Genomic DNA, 20,869 nt, shown 5'->3' on the forward strand with positions numbered 1-20,869 from the left:
TGTTTGTGGGCTGGTTGTCTCGTCGTGTTACGGCGGTCATAGCATCGAGGAAACGCCCGGTTCCATTCCGAACCCGGAAGCTAAGCTCGATTGCGCCGATGGTACTGCACTCGGGAGGGTGTGGGAGAGTAGGACGCCGCCGGACATCTTCCACGGGAGTGGGAGGCTGCTGGAAACCCCTCGTCTCGAGGCTGGTTTCGCGCCTCCCACTCCCTTTTTTTCATGCCCCGGGTCCGCCTCGTCCCGTCCCGTGCCGTGCCGTGCCGTGCCGTGCCGTGCCGTGCCGTGCCGTGCACGTCCCGTGCCCTGCGGTGCCGTGCGGGTGCCGAGCCGTGACCGCGGCTCCCCGACGCGGTGCCGGCGTCCTTGACGCGGTGCCGTCACCGGGCTCTGGACGCGGTGCTGAAGGCTACCGCGGCCGCCCGTGAGCGGGGGATCGCGTCGTCACGGCCCCTGAGTGTGTGTGCGCCATGTGGGCAGGACTGTGCAGTTGACCCGATCAACGAGATGCTGGAACCATGTCGAGCTGCACCCCCGAGACCGCCACGATCGACGAGCACGGCACCTCAGTCCCGACCCCCTCGGGCCCCGGCCGGCATCCCGTCGTCACCGCGCTGGCGCTCTCGGCGGGCACCGCAGCGCTCGTCGGAGCCGAGTTCATCCCGGCCGGAGTCCTGCCCGGCATGGCCGAGGATCTCGCGGTCTCCGAAGGCCGAGCCGGCCTCACCGTCGCCGCCACCGCGCTGGCAGGAGCGCTGACCGCACCGACGATCGCCTCCATCCTGCCGCGCGCGGATCGTCGCGTCGTGCTGCTGTCCCTGCTCGGCCTCGCGATCGTCTCGAACCTGGTGGTCGCCGTCGCTCCCACTCTCGCGGTCGTCCTCGCCGCCCGGGTACTGCTGGGAGTGGCCATCGCGGGCTTCTGGTCCTTCGCGCTGTCGGTCGGGGTCCACGTCACGGGGCGTGCCGCCCTGGTCTCCACCACGGTCGCCCTGGGCACCAGTACGGCGACCATCATCGGAGTGCCGGTCTCCTCGGTGCTCGGGGACGTCATTGGGTGGCGGGCCGTGTTCCTGGTCATCTCGGCGCTGACGCTGGTGGCGGGAGGGGTCCTGTGGCGCCTGCTGCCCCCGGTCCCCGCCCAGCCCGGGGCCGGGATCGCCATGATGCGGGTGGTCCTGGGGAATCGTCGCCTGGTCGTCGGTGTGGTGGTGATCTTCGCGGCCGCCTTCGCGAACTTCACCGCCTATCCGTACATCCGCGTCGCGATCGAGGCGATCGACGCCTCTGTGGTCTCGGTCCTGCTCCTGGCTTGGGGCCTGGGCGGCCTCCTCGGGAACCTGGCCGGCGGCGCGCTGTCGCGGTGGCTGCGCTGGGCTGCGACGGCCGGGCCGGTGATCATGGCGTGCGCACTCGTCCTTCTGGGCACCACCGAGCAGACGGCCGTCCTCGCCATCGCGGTCGTGCTGTGGGGGGTCGGCTTCAACATGGTCCCCGTGACGACGCAGCTGTGGGTCTCCGCGATCGAACCACGTCGTGTCGAATCAGCGGTGGCGCTCCAGGTGACCGCGTTCCAGGTGGCGATCATGAGCGGTGCCGTCGTCGGCGGCCTGCTGGTGGACCATCAGGGCCCGTCAGCGGCGATGCTGCTCGGGGCGGGCGTCGGAAGTGCGGCCGCGATCGGTTTCGCGTCGATCGCGGTGCGGCCACGGGCCGCGTGAGGTTCTCTCAGAGATCCTCGTCGAGGTTCTTCTCCAACAGGGCGGTGAGAGCATCGAGTGCTTCGTCGGCACCCTCGCCCTCCGACCGCAGCGTCACCACGTCGCCGTGGTCCGCGTTCAACGTCAGCAGCTTGAGGATGCTGGACGCCCTGACCGGGGCGGCCCCGGCCTTCTCGATGGTGACCTCGACCATCTGCTCACTGGCCGCCTGGGAGAAGATCGCCGCAGGGCGGGCATGGAGCCCGCTGGTGCTGGCGATCTTCACGGTACGTTCTGGCATCTCCACGGCCTTTCTCGATAAGTCGATCCCCAGCGTAACGGGGGATCAGCTCTCCCCGGGACGCCGGATGCGACGCGTCATCGAATCGGGGTCGGAGAGAGTTCACCGTTTCGTCATGTGACCGGAGAGTTACCATACATCTGCACAGAAGAGCGCGGCGGCGGGCGCCCCCGGCATGTACGGTGCGGGAGTGATCCGTCAGGGGTGGCGGTACGCGCTCGGGGGAGCGTTCAGCGAAAGCCGCCGACGACCCCTGGACTGTGGTATCCCGACATTCCCGGGGGCATGGGTTGCAGGCTCGTCGGCCCGAGGGCCTCCCGCCCGACGTCGGTGAGCTCGAACCAGGCGATCATCCCCGGCTCGGGCCGGCGCCCGCCGATCGCCTCCAGGTCGTCCCGACGTGCGGTCGGGGAGCCCGCCCCGTGCCCCTCGTGCCGCATGGCGGGACGATGTGGGCGTTCGCCAGAAGGCGGGGCTTACTATGGGCCAATGCCCAGTACAGCAGGCCGTGCGCCGGATCCCAGGCCGGCGCGGACGAAGGCGGCGATCTTCGCCGCGGCACGGGACCTCAGCGCCCGCGACGGGGAGGTCACGGTCAATGCGCTCGCACAGCGGGCCGGGGTCAGCCGAGCCGCGTTCTACAGCCACTTCTCGGGTCTGGACGATCTGATGAGCGCGATGCTCGCGACGATGTTCGACCGCCAGCAGGAACGCAGCGTCGAACTGGCGGCGGAGGGCCGCAGCATCCAGGAGATGGTGCGGGTCTCGGCGGCGACGATGGTCGCCTACGTCGCCCACCACCAGGCCTTCCTGCGGGGTGCGCTGGACTGGAAGTTCTCCCATCGCACGTACCTCATCCTGGTCGCCACCCTGGCCGATCTCCACGCCATGGCGTTGGACCGACTCGGTGACCAGGTGCCGCTGTCCCCACCGATCCCGCAGATGGCTCGCTATTTCGCGGGCGGCTCGCTGGATCTGCTCATCCAGTGGCTGATCGAGACGGAGCAGGACGCGCGCGAGGGCCGGGAGCTCGACCGGGAGCCGTTGCTCGCCGCGGTGCTGCGCATGCTGCCGAGCTGGTACACGGGCCTGGAGCCGCAGGACCCGATCCCCGAGGATCTGGTCCTGGAGTGGCTGGTCACCGACCCCGACGACAGCGCCGGCGCCGCCTGATCGCTCGCGGGCGTCGGCCTCAGCAGTCGCGGGCCAGGCGCAGCAGCACGCGCGCCCCGAACCGCACCGCATCGACCGGCACCCGCTCGTCGACCCCGTGGAACAGAGGGGCGAAGTCCAGGTCGGCGGGCAGCTGCAGCGGCGCGAAGCCGTACCCGATGATGCCCAGCTCGCGCGAGAGCGGCTTGTTGTCGGTCCCCCCGCTGAGGCAGTAGGGCAGCACCCGGGACCCGGGGTCCTCCGCCTGGATCGACCGGGTCATCACGTCCACCAGGGCGCCCTCGCGCGGTGAGTCCACCGAGTTGCCGATGTCGTCGATGATCACCTCGACGTGCTCACCGGTCAGCTCGTCCAGCAGCGTCAGCAGCTCCTCCTGATGCCCGGGCAGGAAGCGGGCGTCGAAGGTCGCCTCGGCGGTCTGCGGGATGACATTGCCCTTGTAGCCGGCGCTGAGCATGGTCAGGTTCGTCGAGTCGCTGAGCGTTCCGGAGACGAACTGACGGGCCCCGCCCAGCAGCGGCAGGAACGCGGTGACGTCGTCCTCGTCCCAGCCGATGCCCGTGATCTCGGTGACCCCGTCGAACAGCGCGCGGACGTCGGCGATGAACTCGGTGGGGAAGACGTGCTCGTCGATCGCGGCGATCGCGCGGGACAGGCGCACGATGGCGTTCTCGTGGTTGGGGACCGAGCCGTGCCCGGCGCGGCCCGTCGCCCGCAGCCGTCCCCACACCAGGCCCTTCTCCGCCGTCTGCAGCAGGTAGGCGCGCACGTCGTCGCCGGAGTCCTTCTCGGGGAGGGTGATCGAGTACCCGCCGACCTCGCTGATCGCCTCGGACATGCCGTCGAACAGCTGCGGACGGTGCTGGACGATCCACTCCGAGCCCCAGATGCCGCGGTTCTCCTCATCCGCGAAGAACGCGAACAGCAGGTCTCGCGGCGGCGTCTGCCCGGTGCGGGCGAGGTGCCGGGCCAGAGCCAGGAGCATCCCGACCATGTCCTTCATGTCCACGGCGCCGCGGCCGTAGATCAGCCCGTCGCGGATCTCGGCACCGAAGGGATCGGCCGACCAGTCCTCGGCGCGGGCCGGCACCACGTCCAGGTGGCCGTGCAGGATCAGGCCGCCGCGCTCCCGGTCCTCGCCGGGCATCCGGACGAAGACATTGGGCCGCCCCGGCGCGGACTCGTGCACCTCGGGCTCCAGGCCCACCTCGCGCAGCTTCGCGATCACGTGGTCCGCCGCTTCCGCCTCGCCCGGGCCCCAGGTGGCGGGGTCGTTCCCGCCGAAGTTGGTGGTGTCGATCCGGATCAGGTCACGGGTGAACTCCACCGCCTCGTCCTGCAGCAGGGCGAGCTCGTCGGTGGTCGGATCGGCGATCGGCATGCGGGGTCCTCCTCGGGGTCGGAGCCCTCACCGTACTCGGCGGCGAGGAGGACCCGGCGCAGGTCTCAGCCCTCAGATCCCTCCAGGTGGGCCCGCATGAACCACTGGAACTTCTCCATGCCGCGGGTCTGCTCGATCAGGAGGTCCTCCGTCATCGGGTCGAGCTCGCCGGCCAGGGTGATGGACTTGCGGTTCGAGGCGATGATCCCGTCGTAGACCGCATCGAGGGCGCGCAGGTGCTCCTGGGTGTCGGCCTTGCCGAGCGTGTAGTCGTTCCAGCTGCGCTCGGAGACCAGGCGACCGGGGGTGCCGACGGGGGAGGCGCCCAGCTGGGCGATGCGCTCGGCGAGGTCGTCGGCGTAGCCGCGGACGTCCGCGACCTGGGGATCGATCATCTCGTGGACCGCGATGAAGCGGGGGCCGGTGACGTTCCAGTGCGCGTGCTTGAGCGTGAGCTGCAGGTCGTTCATCGCGTGCAGCCGGTCCTGGAGCGTCTCGACCAGGCGCACGGAGTCGTCCGTGCCGAGTCCGGGAACCGTGTACGAGAGGTCAGCCATGTCATCTCCTGTCAGAGGGTGTGCGGTGATTCGATCGTCGCCCGGATCAACGCGTGGGGGAAGGGCCTTTGTTCCCGGCGGCCCTCCGCCCCGGACCGCTCGGTATGACGGCGCGACCGTACGATGGACCTCTACGCCATCATGCCGTCCCCAGGAGGAGCCCCTCGTGAAGCCGATCAGCGCCCTGACAGGACGGCTCTCCGCCGTCCCGACCGCCGTGCGCCGCCGGTCCCAGGACGCCGCGTCGCGCGCGAGGATCCGCGCCGACGCCCGGGCGATCGCCCCGACCATCCCGCGCGACGCCGATCCCGGCCATCTGATCCGCGCCGCCCGCCGCCTCGTGCGCCGCGCCGCGCAGGACGAGTTCGCCCGCGAAGGCATCACCCAGGTGCGGCTGCCCGAGGAGATCGATCGCGCCGAGCTGCGGCGGGTCGACGTGCCCGGGGACGCGAGCTTCCACGCCGTCGTCGAGGACGTCGTGTCCGCGCTCGACATCGCCCCCAGCACGCTGGAGCGCGATGACGCGATCGACCTGCGCCGGGCCCCCAGCTCGGCAGACCGCTACGGGCTCTCTCCGGAAGTCGCCGCCGATCTCGCGTCCTATCTGCTGCAGCGGGCCGTCGAGCTCGACGGCGAGGTCGAGGACGTCGAGGCGTTCTTCACGGCGCAGGCAGCACAGATCCGCGAGGACGTGCGCGCGGTGCTGGTGCGCCAGGTCAAGGTGCCGCTCGAGCTGAAGGTCGCCCTCGAGCGGCACGAGCGGATCGAGAACGGCGATGCGTCGGCCGACGGACCCGGGGACCCCTTCGTCGAGGACTTCGCCTCCCCGACGGGAGCGCCCGGGGACGAGGACGCCACCGAGGAGGAGCGCCGCAGCTTCTCGCAGCGGGCCCGGGCGGCCTATGACTTCGCGCAGTCCGAGGCAGGCAGGACGGCATTCAGCATGCTGCGAAGCGGGGCCGAGAAGGCCTACGAGATGTATGGCAAGGGCGAGGGGAGGACCCCGGGTCCGGGGCCCTCCCCGAAGCAGCCCAAGCGCTGAGGCTCGTCAGCAGATCAGGGGCCCGTGGTCGGGCGGTCCGAGGACGGGCAGCAGATCAGCGGCTCAGAGCCCGGCCTTCTCGTGCAGCTGGCGCTTGATGCGGGCGAGCATCCCGGACATGCCGTTCAGCCGCAGAGGGCTGACCACCTCCGCGAGGCCCAGCTGTCCGGTCACCGCGTCGGGGGTGTCCAGCACATCGCCCACGGAGCGGCCGTCGAGCGCCTCGGCGAGGATCGAGGCGAAGCCGCGGGTCGTCGGCGCCTCCGGCGGGGCGGAGAAGAACAGGTGCGCCGTCGCCTCCCGACCGGTGCCGTCCACCTCGGTGGCCAGGAAGATCGGCGACTGGCATTCCGGGACCGGTTCGAGCAGCTCGGGGTGCTCCGCATAGCGATCCGGCAGCGGCGGCAGCCCGTTCGAGAACTCCAGCAGCAGCTGCAGGCGGTCCTTCCCGCCGAGGGCGTGGAAGTCGTCGGCGATCTCGGCGAACGACTCCGGCAGAGCGGCGTTCTCGCTCATCGGGTGGGGACCTCGCCCGGCTCGGGGCCGACGGCGATGGGCAGGCGCACGGCATTGCCCCACTCGGTCCAGGAGCCGTCGTAGTTGCGCACGTCGTCGAAGCCGAGCAGGTAGCGCAGCGCGAACCAGGTGTGGGCGGAGCGCTCGCCGATGCGGCAGTACGCGATCACCGGCGCGGAGGCGTCGAAGCCCAGCTCGCCGAGGTAGATGGCCTCGAGATCCGCCCGGGACCTGAAGCGTCCGTCCTCGGCGGCGGCGCGGGCCCACGGCACCGAACGGGCCGAGGGGATGTGGCCGCCGCGCACGGTGCCCTCCTGCGGGTAGTCGGGCATGTGGGTGCGCTCGCCGGAGAACTCCTGCGGGGAGCGCACGTCGACCAGCTGGCCGCCCAGGAAGTCCAGCACGTCCTCGCGGTAGGCGCGGATCGGGGCGTCCTCACGGGCGATGACGGGGTAGCCCGAGGTGGCCGCGGGCGCGGCGGCGACCGAGGTCGTCATCTCGCGGCCCTCGGCCTCCCAGGCGGCGCGGCCGCCGTCCAGCAGACGCACGTCGGGATGGCCGAACAGCTCGAAGACCCACAGGGCGTAGGCCGCCCACCAGTTGGACTTGTCGCCGTAGACCACCACGGTGGTCTCCCGGGTGATGCCGGAGGCGTCCATGAGCTTCGCGAAGCCCTCGCCGTCGACGTAGTCGCGGGTGACCGGGTCGTTGAGGTCCAGGTGCCAGTCGACCTTCACCGCACCGGGGATGTGCCCGGTCTCGTACAGCAGCACGTCCTCGTCGGACTCGACGACGACCAGGTCGTCGGTGCCGAGGTGGTCGGCCAGCCACTGGGTGGTCACGAGCTTCTCGGGGTGGGCGTACTCCTGGAGGGCAGGAGTCGGGTCAGAAGCAACGGTCATGGGGGCCCCTTTCGAACGCTGGGTGGACTGGGTCCAGTCTGTCACCACAGCCCGGGCCGTGGGCAAGCGGGTCCTGCGCCGCGAGCGGACACGGATCCCCGGCGCCCGGCCAGCCCCTACCGGCCCCTCGGCGTCCACCTCGACCCGTGCGGGACCGGAGCGTCGGGGCCGTGGTCCTTCCCCTGGCCGCCTCCGACTTCTACGGTGGGCACATGGAGAACCTGGAGCAGGAACCCATCACCCCCCGACTCGATCTGATCATCCTCGACTGCCCCGACGCGATGGAGCTGGCGACCTTCTACTCGGGCCTGATGAGGTGGCCGCTCGAGGACGGCTCGGACCGGGACTGGGCGACCCTCGATCCGCCGCGCGGCGGCATCACCCCGGAGAACCCCGACGGGGAGGCGACCCTCGCCTTCCAGCGCATCGACGACTACCAGCGCCCCACCTGGCCGGGCGGCTCCCACCCCCAGCAGTTCCACCTGGATCTGTCCGTGCCGGACATCGACGCGGCCGAACCCCAGGTGCTCGCGCTCGGCGCCACGGTGCACGAGCACCAGCCCTCGGCCTCCGGCAGCTTCCGGGTCTACCTCGACCCGGCCGGGCACCCGTTCTGCCTGATCCGCGGGAGCTGACCGCCGGACAGTGACCGCCGGGGATCGACCGCCGGCGCGCCCCGACCGGACCTCACGGTGTTGTGCGCCTGGCTTCCACGCGTGGAAGCCAGGCGCACAACACCGTGCCTCCCATGGAGTGCGAAGATCGATTCTGGAGGGCGCAGACCGACCCCGGGAGCGTGCGTCAGGAGGCGTGCGCCGCGAAGGCCTCGCGGATCTCCTCGCGCGTCGCCCCGTCGGTCAGCAGCACCTGCAGCAGCAGACGGGCCTTCGCGGGCGGCAGGAAGCCGGCCATGGTCGCGCCGGCGTCCAGCAGATCCACCTCGCTGCCGGGATAGGCGTAGTGGTGGGTGGAGGTGCCACCGGAGCCGATCCGCGTCGCGACCACGACGGGGACTCCCGCACGCAGCAGGCGGCGGAGGCGAGGCATCGCGGCGGGGGAGACGTGTCCCATCCCGACCCCGGCGATCACCAGGCCCGCGATCGCGTCGGCCGGCAGGTGGTCGAGCAGATCCAGGTCGTCATCGAGACCGGCCATCAGCGTCGGGACCCGGGGGAGGTGGTCCGGCAGCGTGCCGGGCCGGGGCGCGTCGCGACCGGGACCTCGGTGCAGCACGCGCACATCGGCCCCGTCGACCATCCCCACCGGGCTCGACGGCTCCGAGGCGAAGGCCGAGATCGCGCGGGAGGAGGTCTTGGTGACCTGGTCCGCGAGGTGCACCTGGCCGTCGACGACCGCCAGCACGCCGAGCCCTCGGGCCGTGGGGGAGGCCGCGACGGCCACCGCATCGCGCAGGTTCGCCGGCCCGTCGGCCCCCGGGGCGCTCGCCGGGCGCATCGCCCCGGTGACCACCAGCGGCGCCTCGCGGTCCCAGAACCGCTGGAGCAGGAACGCGGACTCCTCGAGGGTGTCCGTGCCGTGGGTGAGCACCACTCCGTCGGCCCCTTCGTCGACCGCGCGTCGCGCCCGCTCGAGCACCGCCCGCAGATGATGCTGTCGCACGTCGGAGGAGGAGACGTTGGCGATCTCGTGCGGCGTGAGCACGACCCCGTCGACCAGGGTGCCCATCAGGCGCGCCGCGGCGTCGTCGTCCGGGGCGGCGTGCCCGCCGGGGGCGTCCTGGGTCATGAAGATGGTGCCGCCGAGGGTCAGCAGGGTGACGGCGGCCGACGGGGCGGACGAGCTGGTCACGAGAGCTCGGGCTCCTCACCGAGGTAGAAGGCGGCGGTACGGACCGAGGCCTTGCGGGCGGGTTTGCGGTCCGCGCCGGAGGCGACGTGCGCCGCGTACCAGGCATCGGCCGTGGCGCGGGTGAACGCGGCTCCTTCGGGGGAGGAGGCGAAGGTGCCCAGCCGGGGCAGCAGGGCGGCCGACGGATCCTCCAGGTGCAGGGCCAGACCGTACAGCGCCCCGTCCCAGCCGCAGCCGGTCGCAGCCGGCCCGAAGGTCGCCCAGTGCGCGTCGGCCGGGACGGTGTGGCGCAGTTCGAAGCGGGTGCGCTGCTCGGAGCCGTCGTCGTCGGCCTCCTCGGGGGTCACCAGCAGCTCCATCTCGCTGACACTCTTGGCGAACTCCCAGGTCAGCAGGAGACGGTGCGGGACCTCGACGGCGAGGACGCGCCCGCTGGTCTCCATGTCCGGCAGCTCGAAGCGCCCGCCGGCGACGATCTCGCCGCTCGCACGGCCGAACCAGGCGGCGAGACGGTCCCCGCTGGTGAGCGCCGACCACAGCTCCTCGGGGGCGACGGCGAAGCTCTGAGCGAGGGAGACGGTGCTGCCGTTCTTCGCAGGGGCGACGGTGCGGGTGACGTTCTCGAGCTGGGAATCGGGGGTCACGGTGGAGGGTGTCATGGGGCTCCTCGGTCGGTGGTCAGCGGTGCGTCGATGGGGTCGTCGGGGGGTCAGCGGGGCGGTCGGATGCGGGTCCCACTGTGTCAGGCCCCCGCGGTGCGGCGCAGACGCACGATGACCTCCGCGTGCGCCGTGTGGGGGAACATGTCCACGAAGCGCCCGGCGACGATGCGCAGCGAGGGCATCATCGCGAGATCGGTGGCCAGGGTCTCGGGGTTGCAGCTGGAGTAGACGACGTCGCGCACGCCGGAGGTTTCGAGCCACTCGGCCAGCTCGCCGTCGATGCCCCGACGGGGTGGGTTCACGATCACCACGTCCGGCGGGCCCTCGGGCCCGGCGGCCTCACGGATCGCCCAGCCGGTCGCGTCCGCCGCCAGGAAGGTGGCCTCGATCCGCTGGTCCGCGGCGGCTTCGCGAGCCCCGTCGATCGCGTCGGTGGACACCTCGACGCCGGTGACGCGTGCGGTGGGCAGCGCACGGGCGGCATGCAGCGCGAAGCCGCCGAGGCCGCAGTAGAGGTCCCACAGCCGCGGGGCGGGGGCGGCGCGCGCGCCGCCACCGACGGTCGCGCCCGGGGTGGCCACGCGGGTGACCGCAGCACTGGGGCTCGCGCCGGAGGTGACATGCTCCGCGGCGATCTCGCCGATCCAGCTCGCCGCCTGGCGATACAGGGAACCGGCGACCTCGGTGTTGGTCTGCAGGAAGGAGCGGGGGCGGGCGAACAGGGTCACGTCCCCGGTGCGCACCGCGATCGAGGAGGCCCCGGCCAGGGGGATCTCCTGCTCGCCCTCGACGCGCGTGGTGTGCTCGGGATGAATGTTCGCGCTGACCCCGATCACCGACGGGTGCGCCGCCAGCAGCGCGGGAAGATGCTCACGGATCCGCCCCAGCGCGCGCTCGCTGCGCAGCACCAGGCGCAGCAGATGCTCTCCGTCAGGGGAGGTGGTGACCAGGACGTTCTTCAGCTCGCCCCGGCGCCGCGCCACGTCGTACGGGGGCACCTGCGCCCGACGGATCAGCGCTTTGGCTCCCTCGAGGACCTCTTCGACGCCGTCGGGATACAGCGGGCAGTCGCACAGATCGGCGCCGAGCTTCTGACCGGGCAGCCCCAGGATCGGCTCCTGCGCGGTGCCGCCGACGGCCATCTTGCCGCGGGCGCGGAAGCCGCCGTCAGGCCCGAGGATCGGCTCGCCCCAGGGGACCCCGGCGGCGAGGTACGGGTCCAGCAGCTCCTCGACGCGGTCGCGGGCCTCGGAGATCTGGCGCGGCCGGGGGAGGTCCAGCAGGGTGCATGACCTGCACTCACCGGACTCGAAATGATGGCACCGCACCCGGGCAGTCTACGAGGCCGGCGAGAGGTCGGCGGTGGGCGGGTGCGATCGTGCGTCGGCGTGCCGACGACGCGGTCCGGAGGGCTCTGCGAGGACACCGGAGGCCGCGCGTCATCCGTCGGGCCCCTCCGGTACCGTCCGGAACGGGTCACGAGACGCGGCTGCACTCCTTCGACAGAGGCCGCGCGGCAACCGGAACCGAGCCCGGTGCCTGTCGAGGAAGACCCGGCCGGAGGGCGACCGCCCGTCCGGTCAGCGAGCCCGGGAGGGCCCACGTCGGAAGGCCGCCGTCATGCAGCACGAGCACGAGGACCAGCACGAGGACGATCCCTACGCCGTCACCTGGCAGGACCAGCTGATCGAGCTGGATCTGCCGGGCGTCGGCCCGATCACCGCCTGCGGCGACCCCGCGCTGTTCGCCGCGCCGGGGACCGGTGGAGGTCCCTGGGATGCGAACCCTGAGACCGGGGGCCCCGCGGACGAGGCCCCCGCAGTCGAGGCTCCCGCGGACGAGGCCCCCGAGGAAACGGCCTTCCGACGCCGCAGGCCGACCACCCCGCCCCCGCGCCGGACCGTGCGCACGACGCTGAGCGGCCGGGAGCCCCTCGAGCTCGAGCGCACCTGGCTGGTGGTGCCCGCGCTCGGGCCGGTGCTGTCCTCGGCCGACGCCCTGGGCACCGTCGTGGCCGATCTCAGCGGCCGGGAGGCGCCGCTCGAAGTGCGTCCCATCCGTGGTGAGCCGCCGGCGGCTCCACCGAGTCGGGAGGGTGCTCGGGCCGGTGCTCCGCTCGACGGGCCGGCCGGCGGCGGAGCGCGACCCGTGCGCTCGCGCGATGTCGGCTGGTTCCGTCGGCCTGCCATCGCCGCCGCACTGCGCAGACGGGGAGGGATGGTCGCCACCGGGGCACTGGTGGGGCCCCGGCGCGAATGGTTCGAACCCGCCGTCGCGGCGCGAGAGGACCTCCTGGCCGCTCACCCGGACCAGGCGCTCGAGCGGGTGCTGCGGGTCGCGGTCGACCACGGGCAGGTCGCGGTGCTTCGCATCGGTCCCGGCGGACTCGACGTGGTCCCCACCGGTGCAGACCCGCGCGTTCCGATGCTGTCGGGACTCGAGCTGCTGGTCACCGCGCGTCCCTCGCCCTGCCCTCTGCAGGGGAAGGACGACTGCGCGCCGTGTCGCCCCCACGGCGGGCCCTGGGTCCGCTCAGCACAGGCGGCGCAGCTGGACTGGGAGGCCCGACGGGCGCAGGCGCTCGCCGTCCAGTCCTGTGGGGTGTGCTTCGGGGAGGCCCTGCCGCCGGAGGCGGATCAGCCGCAGGTGCCCCGGCTGGGACGGCGGGCAGCGGTGACGGAGATCAACCGGCTCCACCTGCGCGGTGGCGAGGTGGTGCGGATCGATCCGATCGCCCCGCCGCGGTGAGGGTGAGCGGGTGCGGTCGGGCGGGTGGGCCAGGGCGGGGCCTCGGATCCGGTGGCGCTATACGAGCATCCGAGGCCCCAGGGGCGGTTCCTTGCTCGCAGAGCGCCACTGGCTGAGATGAGCGGTGCCGGAGCAGGCGGCTGGGTATCGGGGCTGCGTCGAGCGGTGCCGGAGCAGGCGGCTGGGCATCGGGCTGCGTCGAGCGGTGCCGGAGCAGGCGGCTGGGCATCGGGCTGCGTCGAGCGGTGCCGGGACGGGCAGCTGGGCATCGGGCCAGGACCGACGACGGCGGGCGGGTCAGCTCACGGGCGGGTCAGCTCAGGAGAACCACTGCGTGGGCGGGCCCAGGGACAGCAGCACCGAGAACACCACCGCCACCACGACGATCGCGATCACGGCCGCCGGGAGGGGATGGCGCAGCGCGAGGGCGGCGACCTTCTCCGGAGCGCTCCGGCCCGGCTCCGTGCGCAGCCTCCAGCTCTCCTCGAGCATTCCGCGGCGTCGTGCCCGGTGCTCGAAGGGCACCGTCATGTACGGGATGATCGCTGAGCCGAGGCCCAGCAGGAGATCGCGGATCCTCCAGTGCTGGTCGACCGCGACCAGCACCGTCACCACGATGTAGGCGAGGAAGGTGAAGCCGTGCAGGCCGCCACCGATGCGCACCAGGAGCTCGGTGGACTGCAGCACGTACTTCACGAACATGCCGGCCAGCAGCAGGGTCCAGGTGACCATCTCGGCGAGGGCGAGGACTCGGTACAGGCGCGACGGCGTCGAGATCAGATGCATACGACCATCGTGCCAGGAGCACCTGAGCCTCGACCGAGGACCGACCACCCTCCGACGATCGGCGGATGCCGACGGGGCGATGCCGCGGACCACACTGGAGGCATGACGACCACGACGACGATCCCCGCAGAGCTGTTCCTGCTGCTGACCAACGACGCCGGCCGCCAGGAAGCCACCCAGTACCGTCGCCAGGCCCTGGCCGGAGCAGCCGTCGCGGAGCTGGTGCTGCGCGAGAAGGTCGAGGTGTCCGAGGAGCGCAGCCCCCGGGTACAGGTCACCGACCCCACCTCGCTGGGGATCCCCGTCCTGGACCAGGCTCTCGGCGCCCTCACCGAGCTGGACGGTCGGCGCCTGCGCTCCGTCATCTCCCATCGCAGCCTGGACCTCACGGAGGTCATCGGCGAATCGATGGGCGCCGCCGGCGCCGTGACCCGCAAGGACGGCTGGTTCGTGACCTCCTGGCCCGCGCAGGACGCCTCCCTCGAATCCGCGCTGCGTGCGCGTCTCGCCACGGCGATCCGGGAGCCGGGCCGGGCCAGCCTGCAGGACGGCATCCTCCTGGAGATGCTGCGCTCCCTGCGCATCGCCCACCGGATCCTGCGCGAGGACCTCGAGGGGATGTCGCGCCGCGAGATCGATGCCGCCATCGCCGCTCTCGAGATCGACGCCCCCGCCGCGACGGCGGTCCGGAGAGTCATGGACGACATGAGCGCCGCGATGATCGCGGTCACCGCGGGCGCCGGCGCGTCCGCGGGCTGAGCAGCGGCCTCCATGCCTCATCGACTGCTTCATGCGGGCTGAGCAACGCTCCCGGAGAATCCAGGCCCTCGTCGTGCGGGCTGATCAGGGGCCCCTGCGGCTCTGGCCCTGCTTCGTGCGCGCGGTCGCCGGAGCCGTCCACGGGTCCTCCGGCCAGGGGTGCTTGGGATAGCGGCCGCGCATCTCCTTGCGCACCTGCCGGTACGGCCCGTCCCAGAAGGAGCGCAGGTCGTCGGTGACCGCGAGCGGCCGACGGGCGGGGGAGAGCAGATGGAACAGCACCGGGACCCGGCCCCGCACCAGGTACGGGGTCTCGGCCAGACCGAAGACCTCCTGCAGCTTCACCGCGACGACGGGACGGCCGTCCTCGGCGTCGGGCTCGGGGTAGTCGACGCGGGCGCTGGAGCCGGAGGGGACCGCGAGCCGCTCGGGCACCAGCGCGGCCAGCTCGGAGGCCTCCGGCCAGGGCAGCAGGGACCGCAGCGCGCTGGTCACGTCGACCGAGGCCAGCCGTGTGGTGCGGCCCGACAGCTGCGGGGCGAGCCAGGTCTCCAGGTGCTCGAGCAGGTGGTCCTCGTCCATCGCGGGCCAGGGCGCGCCGAGCTCCCGGTGCAGCAGGGCCAGTCGGGCGCGCAGCGAACGCGCCGCCCCGTTCATCTCCAGCGCCGCGAGCCCGCGGGAGCGCACCTGCGCCAGCACGGCCGGAACGGTGTCCGCGGCGGTCGCGGCCACCGGGGTGGAGGCCAGCTCGATCGCCCCGAGCGCCCGACGCTCCCGCGCCCGCACCGCTCCGCCCTCCAGATGCGCGGTGCGCCGGGAGACCAGCAGATCCGCTCCGGCGAGATGGGCGTCCTGCTCGCTCAGCGGCGCGGCGGCGCGGATCACGGCGCCGGTGCCGTCCGCCGCGCGGCCCTCGGCCCGCTGCACCTCCCAGACGGCCAGCCACTCGCGGCCCAGCAGGCCGCTGCCTTCGGGCAGCGCGGCCCGGGTGCCGGAGGCGAGCAGGTAGGAGCGGGAGCCGTCGGCCGTGCGGCGGGCGATCCGCTCGGGCCGGGCCAGGGCGAGGACCGCCCCGGCCTGCTCGGCGACGTCGGCCGCGGTGAGCGACGCGGCGGGAGCGCCGCGGCGTCCGTCGCGGTCGGCGTCGGCCGCGATCCGCGCGAGGCGGTCCCGCTCGCGTCGCCATCTCTCGGCGCCCGCGGCGCGGCCGGCGCGCAGGTCCGTGAGGAGCCGGGACAGGTCCGCGCCCGTCGGCCGGTGGTCGTCGGAGACGGCGGCGACCACTTCGGCAGCGGTGCGGGCGGCGTCCTTCCCGGGCAGGCGCTGCGCCCCGTCGACCAGGGCACGGGCCTCGCGCACCCCGACGGGCAGGCGGGCCACGCGGGTCCCGGACGCGGTGGGGCGGCCGTCGGCGTCCACCAGGCCGAGGGCCTGCAAGGTCTGCTCGGCGGCGGCGATCTCCCGGGGCGGGGGCGGGGTGAGCAGCGGCAGCCCCTCGCCACGGGGCGTGCCCCAGCAGGCCATCGCCAGGGCCGCATCGGTGAGATCAGTGGCCGTGATCTCCGGCGGGGACTGCGCCGGCATCCCGGCCAGATCGGACTGCGCGAAGACCCGCACCGCGGCGCCCGGTCCCTGACGGGCGGCACGGCCGGCCCGCTGCTCGGCCGCTGCCCGCGAGGCGCTGACCGTGACCAGCCCGGACATGTCCCGGCCGCGGTCCCGCCGCACCTGGCGGGAGAGCCCCGCATCGACCACCAGATGCACACCCGGCACGGTCAGGGAGCTCTCCGCGAGCGCGGTCGAGACCACGATCCGCGGCGGCTCCCCGGGGCGGCGGCCGCCGGTGGCGCGGTCCTGCTGGGCGGCCGGGAGGCGGCCGTGGAGGGCGAGCACCTCGACCTCGTCGCCGACCAGGCTCTGCACGCGGGAGACCACCTCGTCGACCTCCCGCGCACCGGGGACGAAGACCAGCGCATCGGTGCCCTGCTCCCGCTGGGCCCGGGCCGTCGTGCGGGCGAGGTGATCGAGGTACTCACGGGTGACGCCGCGGGCATCGAGCCGCAGGGCGGGGGAGGGGGCGTAGGAGACGGCCAGCGGATGCAGGGCGCTGGGCACCTCGACGATCGCGGCGCCGTCCAGCACGCCGGCCACCGCCGCCGCATCGAGCGTCGCCGACATCGCTCCGACCAGCAGGTCCTCCCGCAGCTGCCGGGCCTCGGCGAGCATCCCCAGCAGCAGATCCGTCTCCAGCGACCGCTCGTGGACCTCGTCGAGCACCACCGCGGCCACGCCCGGCAGCTCCGGATCCGCGAGCAGACGCCGCAGCAGCACCCCCGGGGTGAGCATCTCGACCTGTGTGCCCGCACCGACCTGCCGCTGACCGCGCACGGTGAAGCCGACGGGACCGCCGAGAGACGAGCCGTCCAGCTGGGCCAGCCGCCGGGCTGCGGCCCGCACGGCTACTCGACGGGGCTGGGTGACCAGTGTGAGACCGGCGGAGACGTTCGCGACCAGGGGCGGAACCAGTGTCGTCTTGCCGGTGCCGGGTGGAGCGGTGACGACCATCGCGCCGGCGTCGGCGGCGGTCCCGAGCTCGGCGCGCGCCGCGGCGACCGGCAGCCCCGCGCCGATGGCGTCGAGGTCGAAGCGGTGCGGCTCCACGGTCCCGGGCTCAGTTGATGAGATCGAACTCGACCTGCTCGGTCTCCTCGCAGACGCTGGTCACCGAGAGGGTCCACAGGTCGATGGTGACCGTCTCTCCGAGGGTGATGCCCTCGATCTCCCGGGGATCGCCGTCGCCGAGGGTGGCCGTGAGCCGGGCATCCGCCCCGTCGATGCCGGCCGCCTCGATGGTCAGCGATTCCCCGGCGCGCTCGGGCAGGTCCGGGGTGCCGGTCCCGCCCACCTCCGCGTAGTAGGCGCCCTCCCCGGAGCAGGGCTCGGGCGGTTCGAAGCCGTCCGGTGCCGGGGTCACGGGGTACGGGTCCTGGGGGAGCGCGGCAGCGGTCTGCCCGCCGCCGTCGGACGCGCCGGACCCGTCGGAGGCGCCCCCGCCGCCGTCGGAGGCCCCACCGCCGTCGGAGGCCGCCGGGGCACCCTCCGGAGCCGGCTCGTCCCCACCGGTGCATCCGGCGGCGAGCACGGTGAGGGCGAACAGGGCACCGACGAGTCGGGCGCGGGCGGAGCAGAGGGGTGGGGCGCTGGGGGACACGCGGTACCTCACAGGTCGGGCGACGTGGACGGACCCACGGTACGTCAGGCATCCCGGCATGCCACCATCGAAGCGCACCGGCACGATGCAGCGAGGAAGGGGAGGCCATGAGTGCGGAAGGACGCTCGTCGCCGCGGCCCACCCCGATGGCTCTGGGCGGGCGCACGGACCCCGCGCGCCGGGTCCGCCCCGTGGATTACTCCGCGACCGGCCGGACCGCGGCGACCCCGGTCTCCGAACCGGCGACCGGGTCGACCACGGGACGATCGACCACGGCGGGGACCGCGATGACGGGCCGGGCAGCGGCGGGATCGGCGGATCCGACCGATCAGCCCTCCGATGTACTTCCGCGCCGCCGGGCCCGGACCCTGGAGCCGTCGCAGGCGCTGTCGACGCCGCCGACCGACGCCGTGCACACCCTCGCCCCCGAGGACCCGCGGCCGCTGCCCCGCCCCCTGCGGGTGGACGAGGCGGAGATCCGGACCGTCGGCGTGAGCGTGCTGACCACCGCTCGGATCGTGGAGGCGGTCGCCGATCCGCAGGACGCCTGGACGGCCGACGCCGGGGCCAGCGACCACTTCCTGCGCGGGGACCTCGTGGTGCAGGTGCGGCGGGCGGACAACGTCGTGATCGGGGCGTTCTCGGCCCGATATGCGCTCTCGGTCCGGCCCGAGGAGTACGAGAGCGCGCTCGATGTCGCCGACGACGCCGCCGGGCCGAGCGCCCGCGGCGGGGGGGGCACCCGCCATCCCACCAGCCGACGGGAGCTGCTGGCACGCCTGGAGGATGCCGGGTTCGTGATCACGCCGGGCTCGACCCACGGGCGCGTCACCCATCCGGAGCATCCGGGACTGGTGGTGCCGTTCGCCTCCACCCCGTCGGACCGGCGCTTCACCCGCCATGCCGTGGCCCAGATCCGGCGTGTGTTCGGGATCGATCTGCGGCGCTGAGGACCCTCGGGCACGTCCTGTGATGACCCCCGGACGAGAAAGCGCCCCCGGACGAGAATGCGCCCCCGGACGAGAAAGTGCCCCGGACGAGAAAGTGCCCCGGCCCGTCCCCACGGGCCGGGGCCATCCCTTTCCCCCGCGTCCCCGGATGAGCGGAATCCGCCTCCTCCTCAGTCAGCGGTTCCTCCGGTGACGCGTTGAGACGAGTACACACCCCGTCCCCCAAAAAGCTCTGCGACAGCGCTGTTCATTCCCTGGGAATGGATCTGGCCTGCACACTCAGGGAGAGATATCCCAGGGCTCGCAGCACCTGGACCAGTCGGTCGAAAGCGATCGCCCCGGCCACCGCACGCAGGATCACCAGGTCATCGCCGGGCTCCTCCGTGCCGCTCGGCGCACCCTGCAGGGAGCCCACATCTCCGCGGGCGATCTCGGTCACCGGCCTCGCGTAGCGCATCACCGTGGCGAGATCGTCGGGCATCTCCCAGCCGGCGAGCGTGTGCAGCACCTCGTCGAGGGCCCGACGGGGCACGGAATCGATGTCGGGCCAGTCCATCTGCGACAGCAGTGCGGTGACGGTCGGGTGCTCAGGACGCCGCGCAGCGGACTCACCATCGACGGCATCCGAGCCCAGCGCAATGGCCTGCGCCTCCTCGAGGCAGCGCAGCAGCGGGACGCGGGGATCATCGAGCAGCCCGGTCAGGAGGCGGATCCGGGCGATCGGGGCGTCGGCGATCTCGCGCAGCACCTGGATCAGCTCCAGGCGCTCCAGGTGGCGCGGGCCGTACTCCTGGCGCGTGGCGGTGAGGCGCTCGCCGGCGGGCAGCAGCCCCTCACGCCGGTAGTACTTGATCGACGCGGCGGAGCAGCCGCTCGCAGCCGACAGCTCGTGCAGCAGCATCCGGGCCCCTCTCCCGTCCCTGGCACCGAGGGTGTGGATAGTGTGACGACCTGCGACTATCTTGATGGCGCCAGTGTGGATAGCCACACTATCGTCCGTCTATGGAATCCATCACCCCGGTCATCGCCGTGCACGCCGTCGCAGCGCTGTACGTGCTGCTGCTGGGCCCGCTGCAGATCCTGCGGCGGCGGCGCGACACGGGCCACCGCCTGCTCGGGGCGAGCTGGGTGGCGGCGATGCTGGTGGTGTGCACCTCGAGCTTCGGGATCATGCCCGACGGCTTCTCCTGGCTGCACGGCCTGTCGATCTGGACCCTCCTGTGCCTGGTGATCGCGATCGTCTCGATCCGCCGGGGACGCGTCGAGATGCACCGCGGGTTCATGGTCGGCTCCTACCTCGGCACCCTCACCGCCTTCGCCTTCGCGGCGCTGGTGCCCACGCGGCTGATCCCCCAGCTGCTGCGCAGCGAACCGCTGGTGGCGGTGGTGACCCTCCTGGCGGTGGCCGCGACGGTCGCCGCTTTCGCGATGTTCTCGATCCGCGTGCAGCGGTCCCCGCAACCAGCGGCGGTCAGCCGACCGGGAACGTGACCTCCTGCCCACCGGCCACGGAGGAATCGCTGTAGCTGATCTGGGCGATCTCGACGTCCGCCGGGACGTCGGCATAGAGGTTCGCGGTCGCGGACTCCCCGGCGGGCAGCTCCGGGCCGTCGGTGGTGAACGTGGCGTAGCGCAGGTCGTAGCCGTTCCCGTCCGTGTCGTAGAAGCGGAAGCTGTCGGTGCCCAGGCCGATGGCCCCGCTGGCGTCGTTGTCGATCGCGACGGAGACGCCGACGAACTTGCCGTTCTCCGTCTCCAGCTCCTCGCCGTCGGCCTTCGTCAGGGTCGAGCCGGTGCTCGCGCTCGAGGCCTTCATGGAGATCGAGTCATTGCTGGTCGGCTCGTCCGACGGGTCCTCTGTCGGGTCCTCTGTCGGGTCCTCGGTGGGTTCGTCGGTGGGTTCGTCGGTGGGATCTTCCGTCGGGTCCTCGCTGGGGTCCTCGGTCGCGGTCGTCGAGGGGTCCTCGGTCGGCTCCTCGGTGGGTTCCTGCAGCAGCAGGTACGCGCCGATGCCGCCCACGACCAGGACGATCACCGCGAGCAGGGCGCATCCACAGCCCAGGGCGATGTACAGCGGGGAGCGGCTCTTCCGCTGTGGGGCGCTCGGGGCGCCGTAGGGGTTGCTCATGCGGGCCTCCTGGTCGGGGCACGGGCGCGGCCGACGTCGGTGCCGGGCGCCGCGGTGCCGGTGTCCGAGCCACGGTATAGGGGCCCCGGGTTCGCCGCGATGGGGAGAACTCCCCGTGGGCGAGCGCCCTCGACCACTCCTGGTCAGCGAGGGTCTTAACGGCCACGCCCGCGTCCGGCCATGCCCACGCCCGCGTCCGCGCGAGCCGTGCGACGTGTCCCCCGGCCCGGATGTGGCGTGCGAT

22 protein-coding genes, 1 rRNA gene and 1 riboswitch are annotated in these 20,869 nt (G+C 72.8%); of the genes, 9 read left to right on the top strand and 14 right to left on the bottom strand.

Features of this window, described 5'->3' with window-relative positions; all coding sequences use genetic code 11:
- The first annotated feature begins 28 nt into the window (after positions 1–28).
- Together rrf and JOF44_RS14615 are read left to right on the top strand one after the other, a co-directional pair.
- Positions 29–145, top strand: a 5S ribosomal RNA gene (gene rrf, locus JOF44_RS14610).
- A gap of 373 nt (positions 146–518) precedes the next feature.
- Complete coding sequence (locus JOF44_RS14615; protein ID WP_209892908.1) at positions 519–1,721, top strand: MFS transporter; 1,203 nt, start codon at positions 519–521, stop codon at positions 1,719–1,721.
- A gap of 7 nt (positions 1,722–1,728) precedes the next feature.
- Here JOF44_RS14615 and JOF44_RS14620 read toward each other — a convergent pair whose 3' ends face one another.
- Both JOF44_RS14620 and JOF44_RS14625 read right to left on the bottom strand, forming a co-directional pair.
- Entirely contained in the window at positions 1,729–2,001 is a 273-nt protein-coding gene (locus JOF44_RS14620; RefSeq protein ID WP_209892911.1) for an HPr family phosphocarrier protein, read from the bottom strand.
- 230 nt (positions 2,002–2,231) lie between these two features.
- Positions 2,232–2,441 (bottom strand): hypothetical protein, encoded by a 210-nt coding sequence (locus JOF44_RS14625; RefSeq protein ID WP_209896286.1) that lies wholly within the window; start codon positions 2,439–2,441, stop codon positions 2,232–2,234.
- A gap of 49 nt (positions 2,442–2,490) precedes the next feature.
- Between JOF44_RS14625 and JOF44_RS14630 the strand changes: the two genes are divergently transcribed.
- Positions 2,491–3,174, top strand: coding sequence for a TetR/AcrR family transcriptional regulator (locus JOF44_RS14630; RefSeq protein WP_209892915.1), 684 nt, complete (start codon positions 2,491–2,493; stop codon positions 3,172–3,174).
- 19 nt (positions 3,175–3,193) lie between these two features.
- Here the strand turns inward: JOF44_RS14630 and JOF44_RS14635 are convergent, their stop codons facing one another.
- Complete coding sequence (locus JOF44_RS14635) at positions 3,194–4,555, bottom strand: M20/M25/M40 family metallo-hydrolase (protein WP_209892918.1); 1,362 nt, start codon at positions 4,553–4,555, stop codon at positions 3,194–3,196.
- 65 nt (positions 4,556–4,620) lie between these two features.
- Positions 4,621–5,112 carry a DNA starvation/stationary phase protection protein Dps gene (gene dps / locus JOF44_RS14640; RefSeq protein WP_209892921.1) on the bottom strand — a complete coding sequence of 164 codons (492 nt, stop codon included), beginning with the start codon at positions 5,110–5,112 and terminating at the stop codon, positions 4,621–4,623.
- Between the two features lie 166 nt (positions 5,113–5,278).
- Here dps and JOF44_RS14645 point away from each other — a divergent pair, with 166 nt between their 5' ends.
- Positions 5,279–6,154 (top strand): hypothetical protein, encoded by an 876-nt coding sequence (locus JOF44_RS14645; RefSeq protein ID WP_209892923.1) that lies wholly within the window; start codon positions 5,279–5,281, stop codon positions 6,152–6,154.
- A 63-nt stretch (positions 6,155–6,217) separates the two neighbouring features.
- Here the strand turns inward: JOF44_RS14645 and JOF44_RS14650 are convergent, their stop codons facing one another.
- Together JOF44_RS14650 and JOF44_RS14655 are read right to left on the bottom strand one after the other, a co-directional pair.
- Positions 6,218–6,670, bottom strand: a complete 453-nt coding sequence (locus tag JOF44_RS14650) for a SufE family protein (protein WP_209892934.1) — start codon at positions 6,668–6,670, stop codon at positions 6,218–6,220.
- Positions 6,667–7,572: a sulfurtransferase gene (locus JOF44_RS14655; protein WP_209892937.1), complete on the bottom strand. Its 906-nt coding sequence runs from the start codon at positions 7,570–7,572 to the stop codon at positions 6,667–6,669. The genes JOF44_RS14650 and JOF44_RS14655 overlap by 4 nt, the downstream gene beginning before the upstream one ends.
- A 212-nt stretch (positions 7,573–7,784) precedes the next feature.
- On the opposite strand from JOF44_RS14655, the gene JOF44_RS14660 reads away from it, so the two are divergent.
- Positions 7,785–8,207, top strand: coding sequence for a VOC family protein (locus JOF44_RS14660; RefSeq protein WP_209896063.1), 423 nt, complete (start codon positions 7,785–7,787; stop codon positions 8,205–8,207).
- A 166-nt stretch (positions 8,208–8,373) separates the two neighbouring features.
- Here the strand turns inward: JOF44_RS14660 and JOF44_RS14665 are convergent, their stop codons facing one another.
- The 3 genes from JOF44_RS14665 to JOF44_RS14675 form a co-directional block, all read right to left on the bottom strand.
- A complete protein-coding gene (locus JOF44_RS14665; protein WP_342591796.1) occupies positions 8,374–9,381 on the bottom strand; it encodes an asparaginase in 1,008 nt (335 codons plus the stop codon).
- Positions 9,378–10,040: an SRPBCC domain-containing protein gene (locus tag JOF44_RS14670; RefSeq protein ID WP_209892939.1), complete on the bottom strand. Its 663-nt coding sequence runs from the start codon at positions 10,038–10,040 to the stop codon at positions 9,378–9,380. Before JOF44_RS14670 ends, JOF44_RS14665 begins: the two co-directional genes overlap by 4 nt.
- A gap of 83 nt (positions 10,041–10,123) precedes the next feature.
- On the bottom strand, positions 10,124–11,371 hold the full coding sequence (locus JOF44_RS14675; protein ID WP_209892943.1) for a methyltransferase domain-containing protein: 1,248 nt from the start codon (positions 11,369–11,371) through the stop codon (positions 10,124–10,126).
- A gap of 146 nt (positions 11,372–11,517) precedes the next feature.
- Positions 11,518–11,635: riboswitch (SAM riboswitch) on the top strand.
- Between the two features lie 28 nt (positions 11,636–11,663).
- On the opposite strand from JOF44_RS14675, the gene JOF44_RS14680 reads away from it, so the two are divergent.
- Positions 11,664–12,791 (top strand): hypothetical protein, encoded by a 1,128-nt coding sequence (locus tag JOF44_RS14680; RefSeq protein ID WP_209892946.1) that lies wholly within the window; start codon positions 11,664–11,666, stop codon positions 12,789–12,791.
- Between the two features lie 318 nt (positions 12,792–13,109).
- Here the strand turns inward: JOF44_RS14680 and JOF44_RS14685 are convergent, their stop codons facing one another.
- Positions 13,110–13,577, bottom strand: coding sequence for a DUF3817 domain-containing protein (locus JOF44_RS14685; protein ID WP_209892949.1), 468 nt, complete (start codon positions 13,575–13,577; stop codon positions 13,110–13,112).
- A 102-nt stretch (positions 13,578–13,679) separates the two neighbouring features.
- Here JOF44_RS14685 and JOF44_RS14690 point away from each other — a divergent pair, with 102 nt between their 5' ends.
- Positions 13,680–14,336: a GOLPH3/VPS74 family protein gene (locus tag JOF44_RS14690; protein ID WP_209892952.1), complete on the top strand. Its 657-nt coding sequence runs from the start codon at positions 13,680–13,682 to the stop codon at positions 14,334–14,336.
- A gap of 84 nt (positions 14,337–14,420) precedes the next feature.
- On the opposite strand, the gene hrpB is transcribed toward JOF44_RS14690, so the two are convergent.
- Together hrpB and JOF44_RS14700 are read right to left on the bottom strand one after the other, a co-directional pair.
- Positions 14,421–16,997 carry an ATP-dependent helicase HrpB gene (gene hrpB, locus JOF44_RS14695; protein WP_209892954.1) on the bottom strand — a complete coding sequence of 859 codons (2,577 nt, stop codon included), beginning with the start codon at positions 16,995–16,997 and terminating at the stop codon, positions 14,421–14,423.
- A 10-nt stretch (positions 16,998–17,007) separates the two neighbouring features.
- The gene (locus JOF44_RS14700) at positions 17,008–17,547 is read right to left on the bottom strand and encodes a hypothetical protein (protein ID WP_209892957.1); all 540 of its coding nucleotides are present in this window, start codon (positions 17,545–17,547) and stop codon (positions 17,008–17,010) included.
- 107 nt (positions 17,548–17,654) lie between these two features.
- Here JOF44_RS14700 and JOF44_RS14705 point away from each other — a divergent pair, with 107 nt between their 5' ends.
- A complete protein-coding gene (locus tag JOF44_RS14705; protein WP_209892960.1) occupies positions 17,655–18,497 on the top strand; it encodes a hypothetical protein in 843 nt (280 codons plus the stop codon).
- Between the two features lie 247 nt (positions 18,498–18,744).
- On the opposite strand, the gene JOF44_RS14710 is transcribed toward JOF44_RS14705, so the two are convergent.
- Positions 18,745–19,398 (bottom strand): MerR family transcriptional regulator, encoded by a 654-nt coding sequence (locus tag JOF44_RS14710; protein WP_209892963.1) that lies wholly within the window; start codon positions 19,396–19,398, stop codon positions 18,745–18,747.
- 101 nt (positions 19,399–19,499) lie between these two features.
- Here JOF44_RS14710 and JOF44_RS14715 point away from each other — a divergent pair, with 101 nt between their 5' ends.
- A complete protein-coding gene (locus JOF44_RS14715; RefSeq protein ID WP_209892965.1) occupies positions 19,500–19,988 on the top strand; it encodes a DUF2306 domain-containing protein in 489 nt (162 codons plus the stop codon).
- Here the strand turns inward: JOF44_RS14715 and JOF44_RS14720 are convergent.
- Positions 19,969–20,625: a DUF4352 domain-containing protein gene (locus tag JOF44_RS14720; protein WP_209892969.1), complete on the bottom strand. Its 657-nt coding sequence runs from the start codon at positions 20,623–20,625 to the stop codon at positions 19,969–19,971. The genes JOF44_RS14715 and JOF44_RS14720 overlap by 20 nt on opposite strands.
- Positions 20,626–20,869: the final 244 nt, after the last annotated feature.

It is taken from the genome of Brachybacterium fresconis, from assembly GCF_017876515.1.
GTDB classification, from domain to species: domain Bacteria; phylum Actinomycetota; class Actinomycetes; order Actinomycetales; family Dermabacteraceae; genus Brachybacterium; species Brachybacterium fresconis.

Excerpts from the sequence above, each read along its gene's own strand:
- JOF44_RS14615 (WP_209892908.1), top strand. The coding sequence starts at position 519 with ATGTCGAGCTGCACCCCCGAGACCGCCACGATCGACGAGCACGGCACC.
- JOF44_RS14620 (WP_209892911.1), bottom strand. The coding sequence starts at position 2,001 with ATGCCAGAACGTACCGTGAAGATCGCCAGCACCAGCGGGCTCCATGCC.
- JOF44_RS14625 (WP_209896286.1), bottom strand. The coding sequence starts at position 2,441 with ATGCGGCACGAGGGGCACGGGGCGGGCTCCCCGACCGCACGTCGGGAC.
- JOF44_RS14630 (WP_209892915.1), top strand. The coding sequence starts at position 2,491 with ATGCCCAGTACAGCAGGCCGTGCGCCGGATCCCAGGCCGGCGCGGACG.
- JOF44_RS14635 (WP_209892918.1), bottom strand. The coding sequence starts at position 4,555 with ATGCCGATCGCCGATCCGACCACCGACGAGCTCGCCCTGCTGCAGGAC.
- dps (WP_209892921.1), bottom strand. The coding sequence starts at position 5,112 with ATGGCTGACCTCTCGTACACGGTTCCCGGACTCGGCACGGACGACTCC.
- JOF44_RS14650 (WP_209892934.1), bottom strand. The coding sequence starts at position 6,670 with ATGAGCGAGAACGCCGCTCTGCCGGAGTCGTTCGCCGAGATCGCCGAC.
- JOF44_RS14655 (WP_209892937.1), bottom strand. The coding sequence starts at position 7,572 with ATGACCGTTGCTTCTGACCCGACTCCTGCCCTCCAGGAGTACGCCCAC.
- JOF44_RS14660 (WP_209896063.1), top strand. The coding sequence starts at position 7,785 with ATGGAGAACCTGGAGCAGGAACCCATCACCCCCCGACTCGATCTGATC.
- JOF44_RS14670 (WP_209892939.1), bottom strand. The coding sequence starts at position 10,040 with ATGACACCCTCCACCGTGACCCCCGATTCCCAGCTCGAGAACGTCACC.
- JOF44_RS14680 (WP_209892946.1), top strand. The coding sequence starts at position 11,664 with ATGCAGCACGAGCACGAGGACCAGCACGAGGACGATCCCTACGCCGTC.
- JOF44_RS14685 (WP_209892949.1), bottom strand. The coding sequence starts at position 13,577 with ATGCATCTGATCTCGACGCCGTCGCGCCTGTACCGAGTCCTCGCCCTC.
- JOF44_RS14690 (WP_209892952.1), top strand. The coding sequence starts at position 13,680 with ATGACGACCACGACGACGATCCCCGCAGAGCTGTTCCTGCTGCTGACC.
- JOF44_RS14705 (WP_209892960.1), top strand. The coding sequence starts at position 17,655 with ATGAGTGCGGAAGGACGCTCGTCGCCGCGGCCCACCCCGATGGCTCTG.
- JOF44_RS14710 (WP_209892963.1), bottom strand. The coding sequence starts at position 19,398 with ATGCTGCTGCACGAGCTGTCGGCTGCGAGCGGCTGCTCCGCCGCGTCG.
- JOF44_RS14715 (WP_209892965.1), top strand. The coding sequence starts at position 19,500 with ATGGAATCCATCACCCCGGTCATCGCCGTGCACGCCGTCGCAGCGCTG.
- JOF44_RS14720 (WP_209892969.1), bottom strand. The coding sequence starts at position 20,625 with ATGAGCAACCCCTACGGCGCCCCGAGCGCCCCACAGCGGAAGAGCCGC.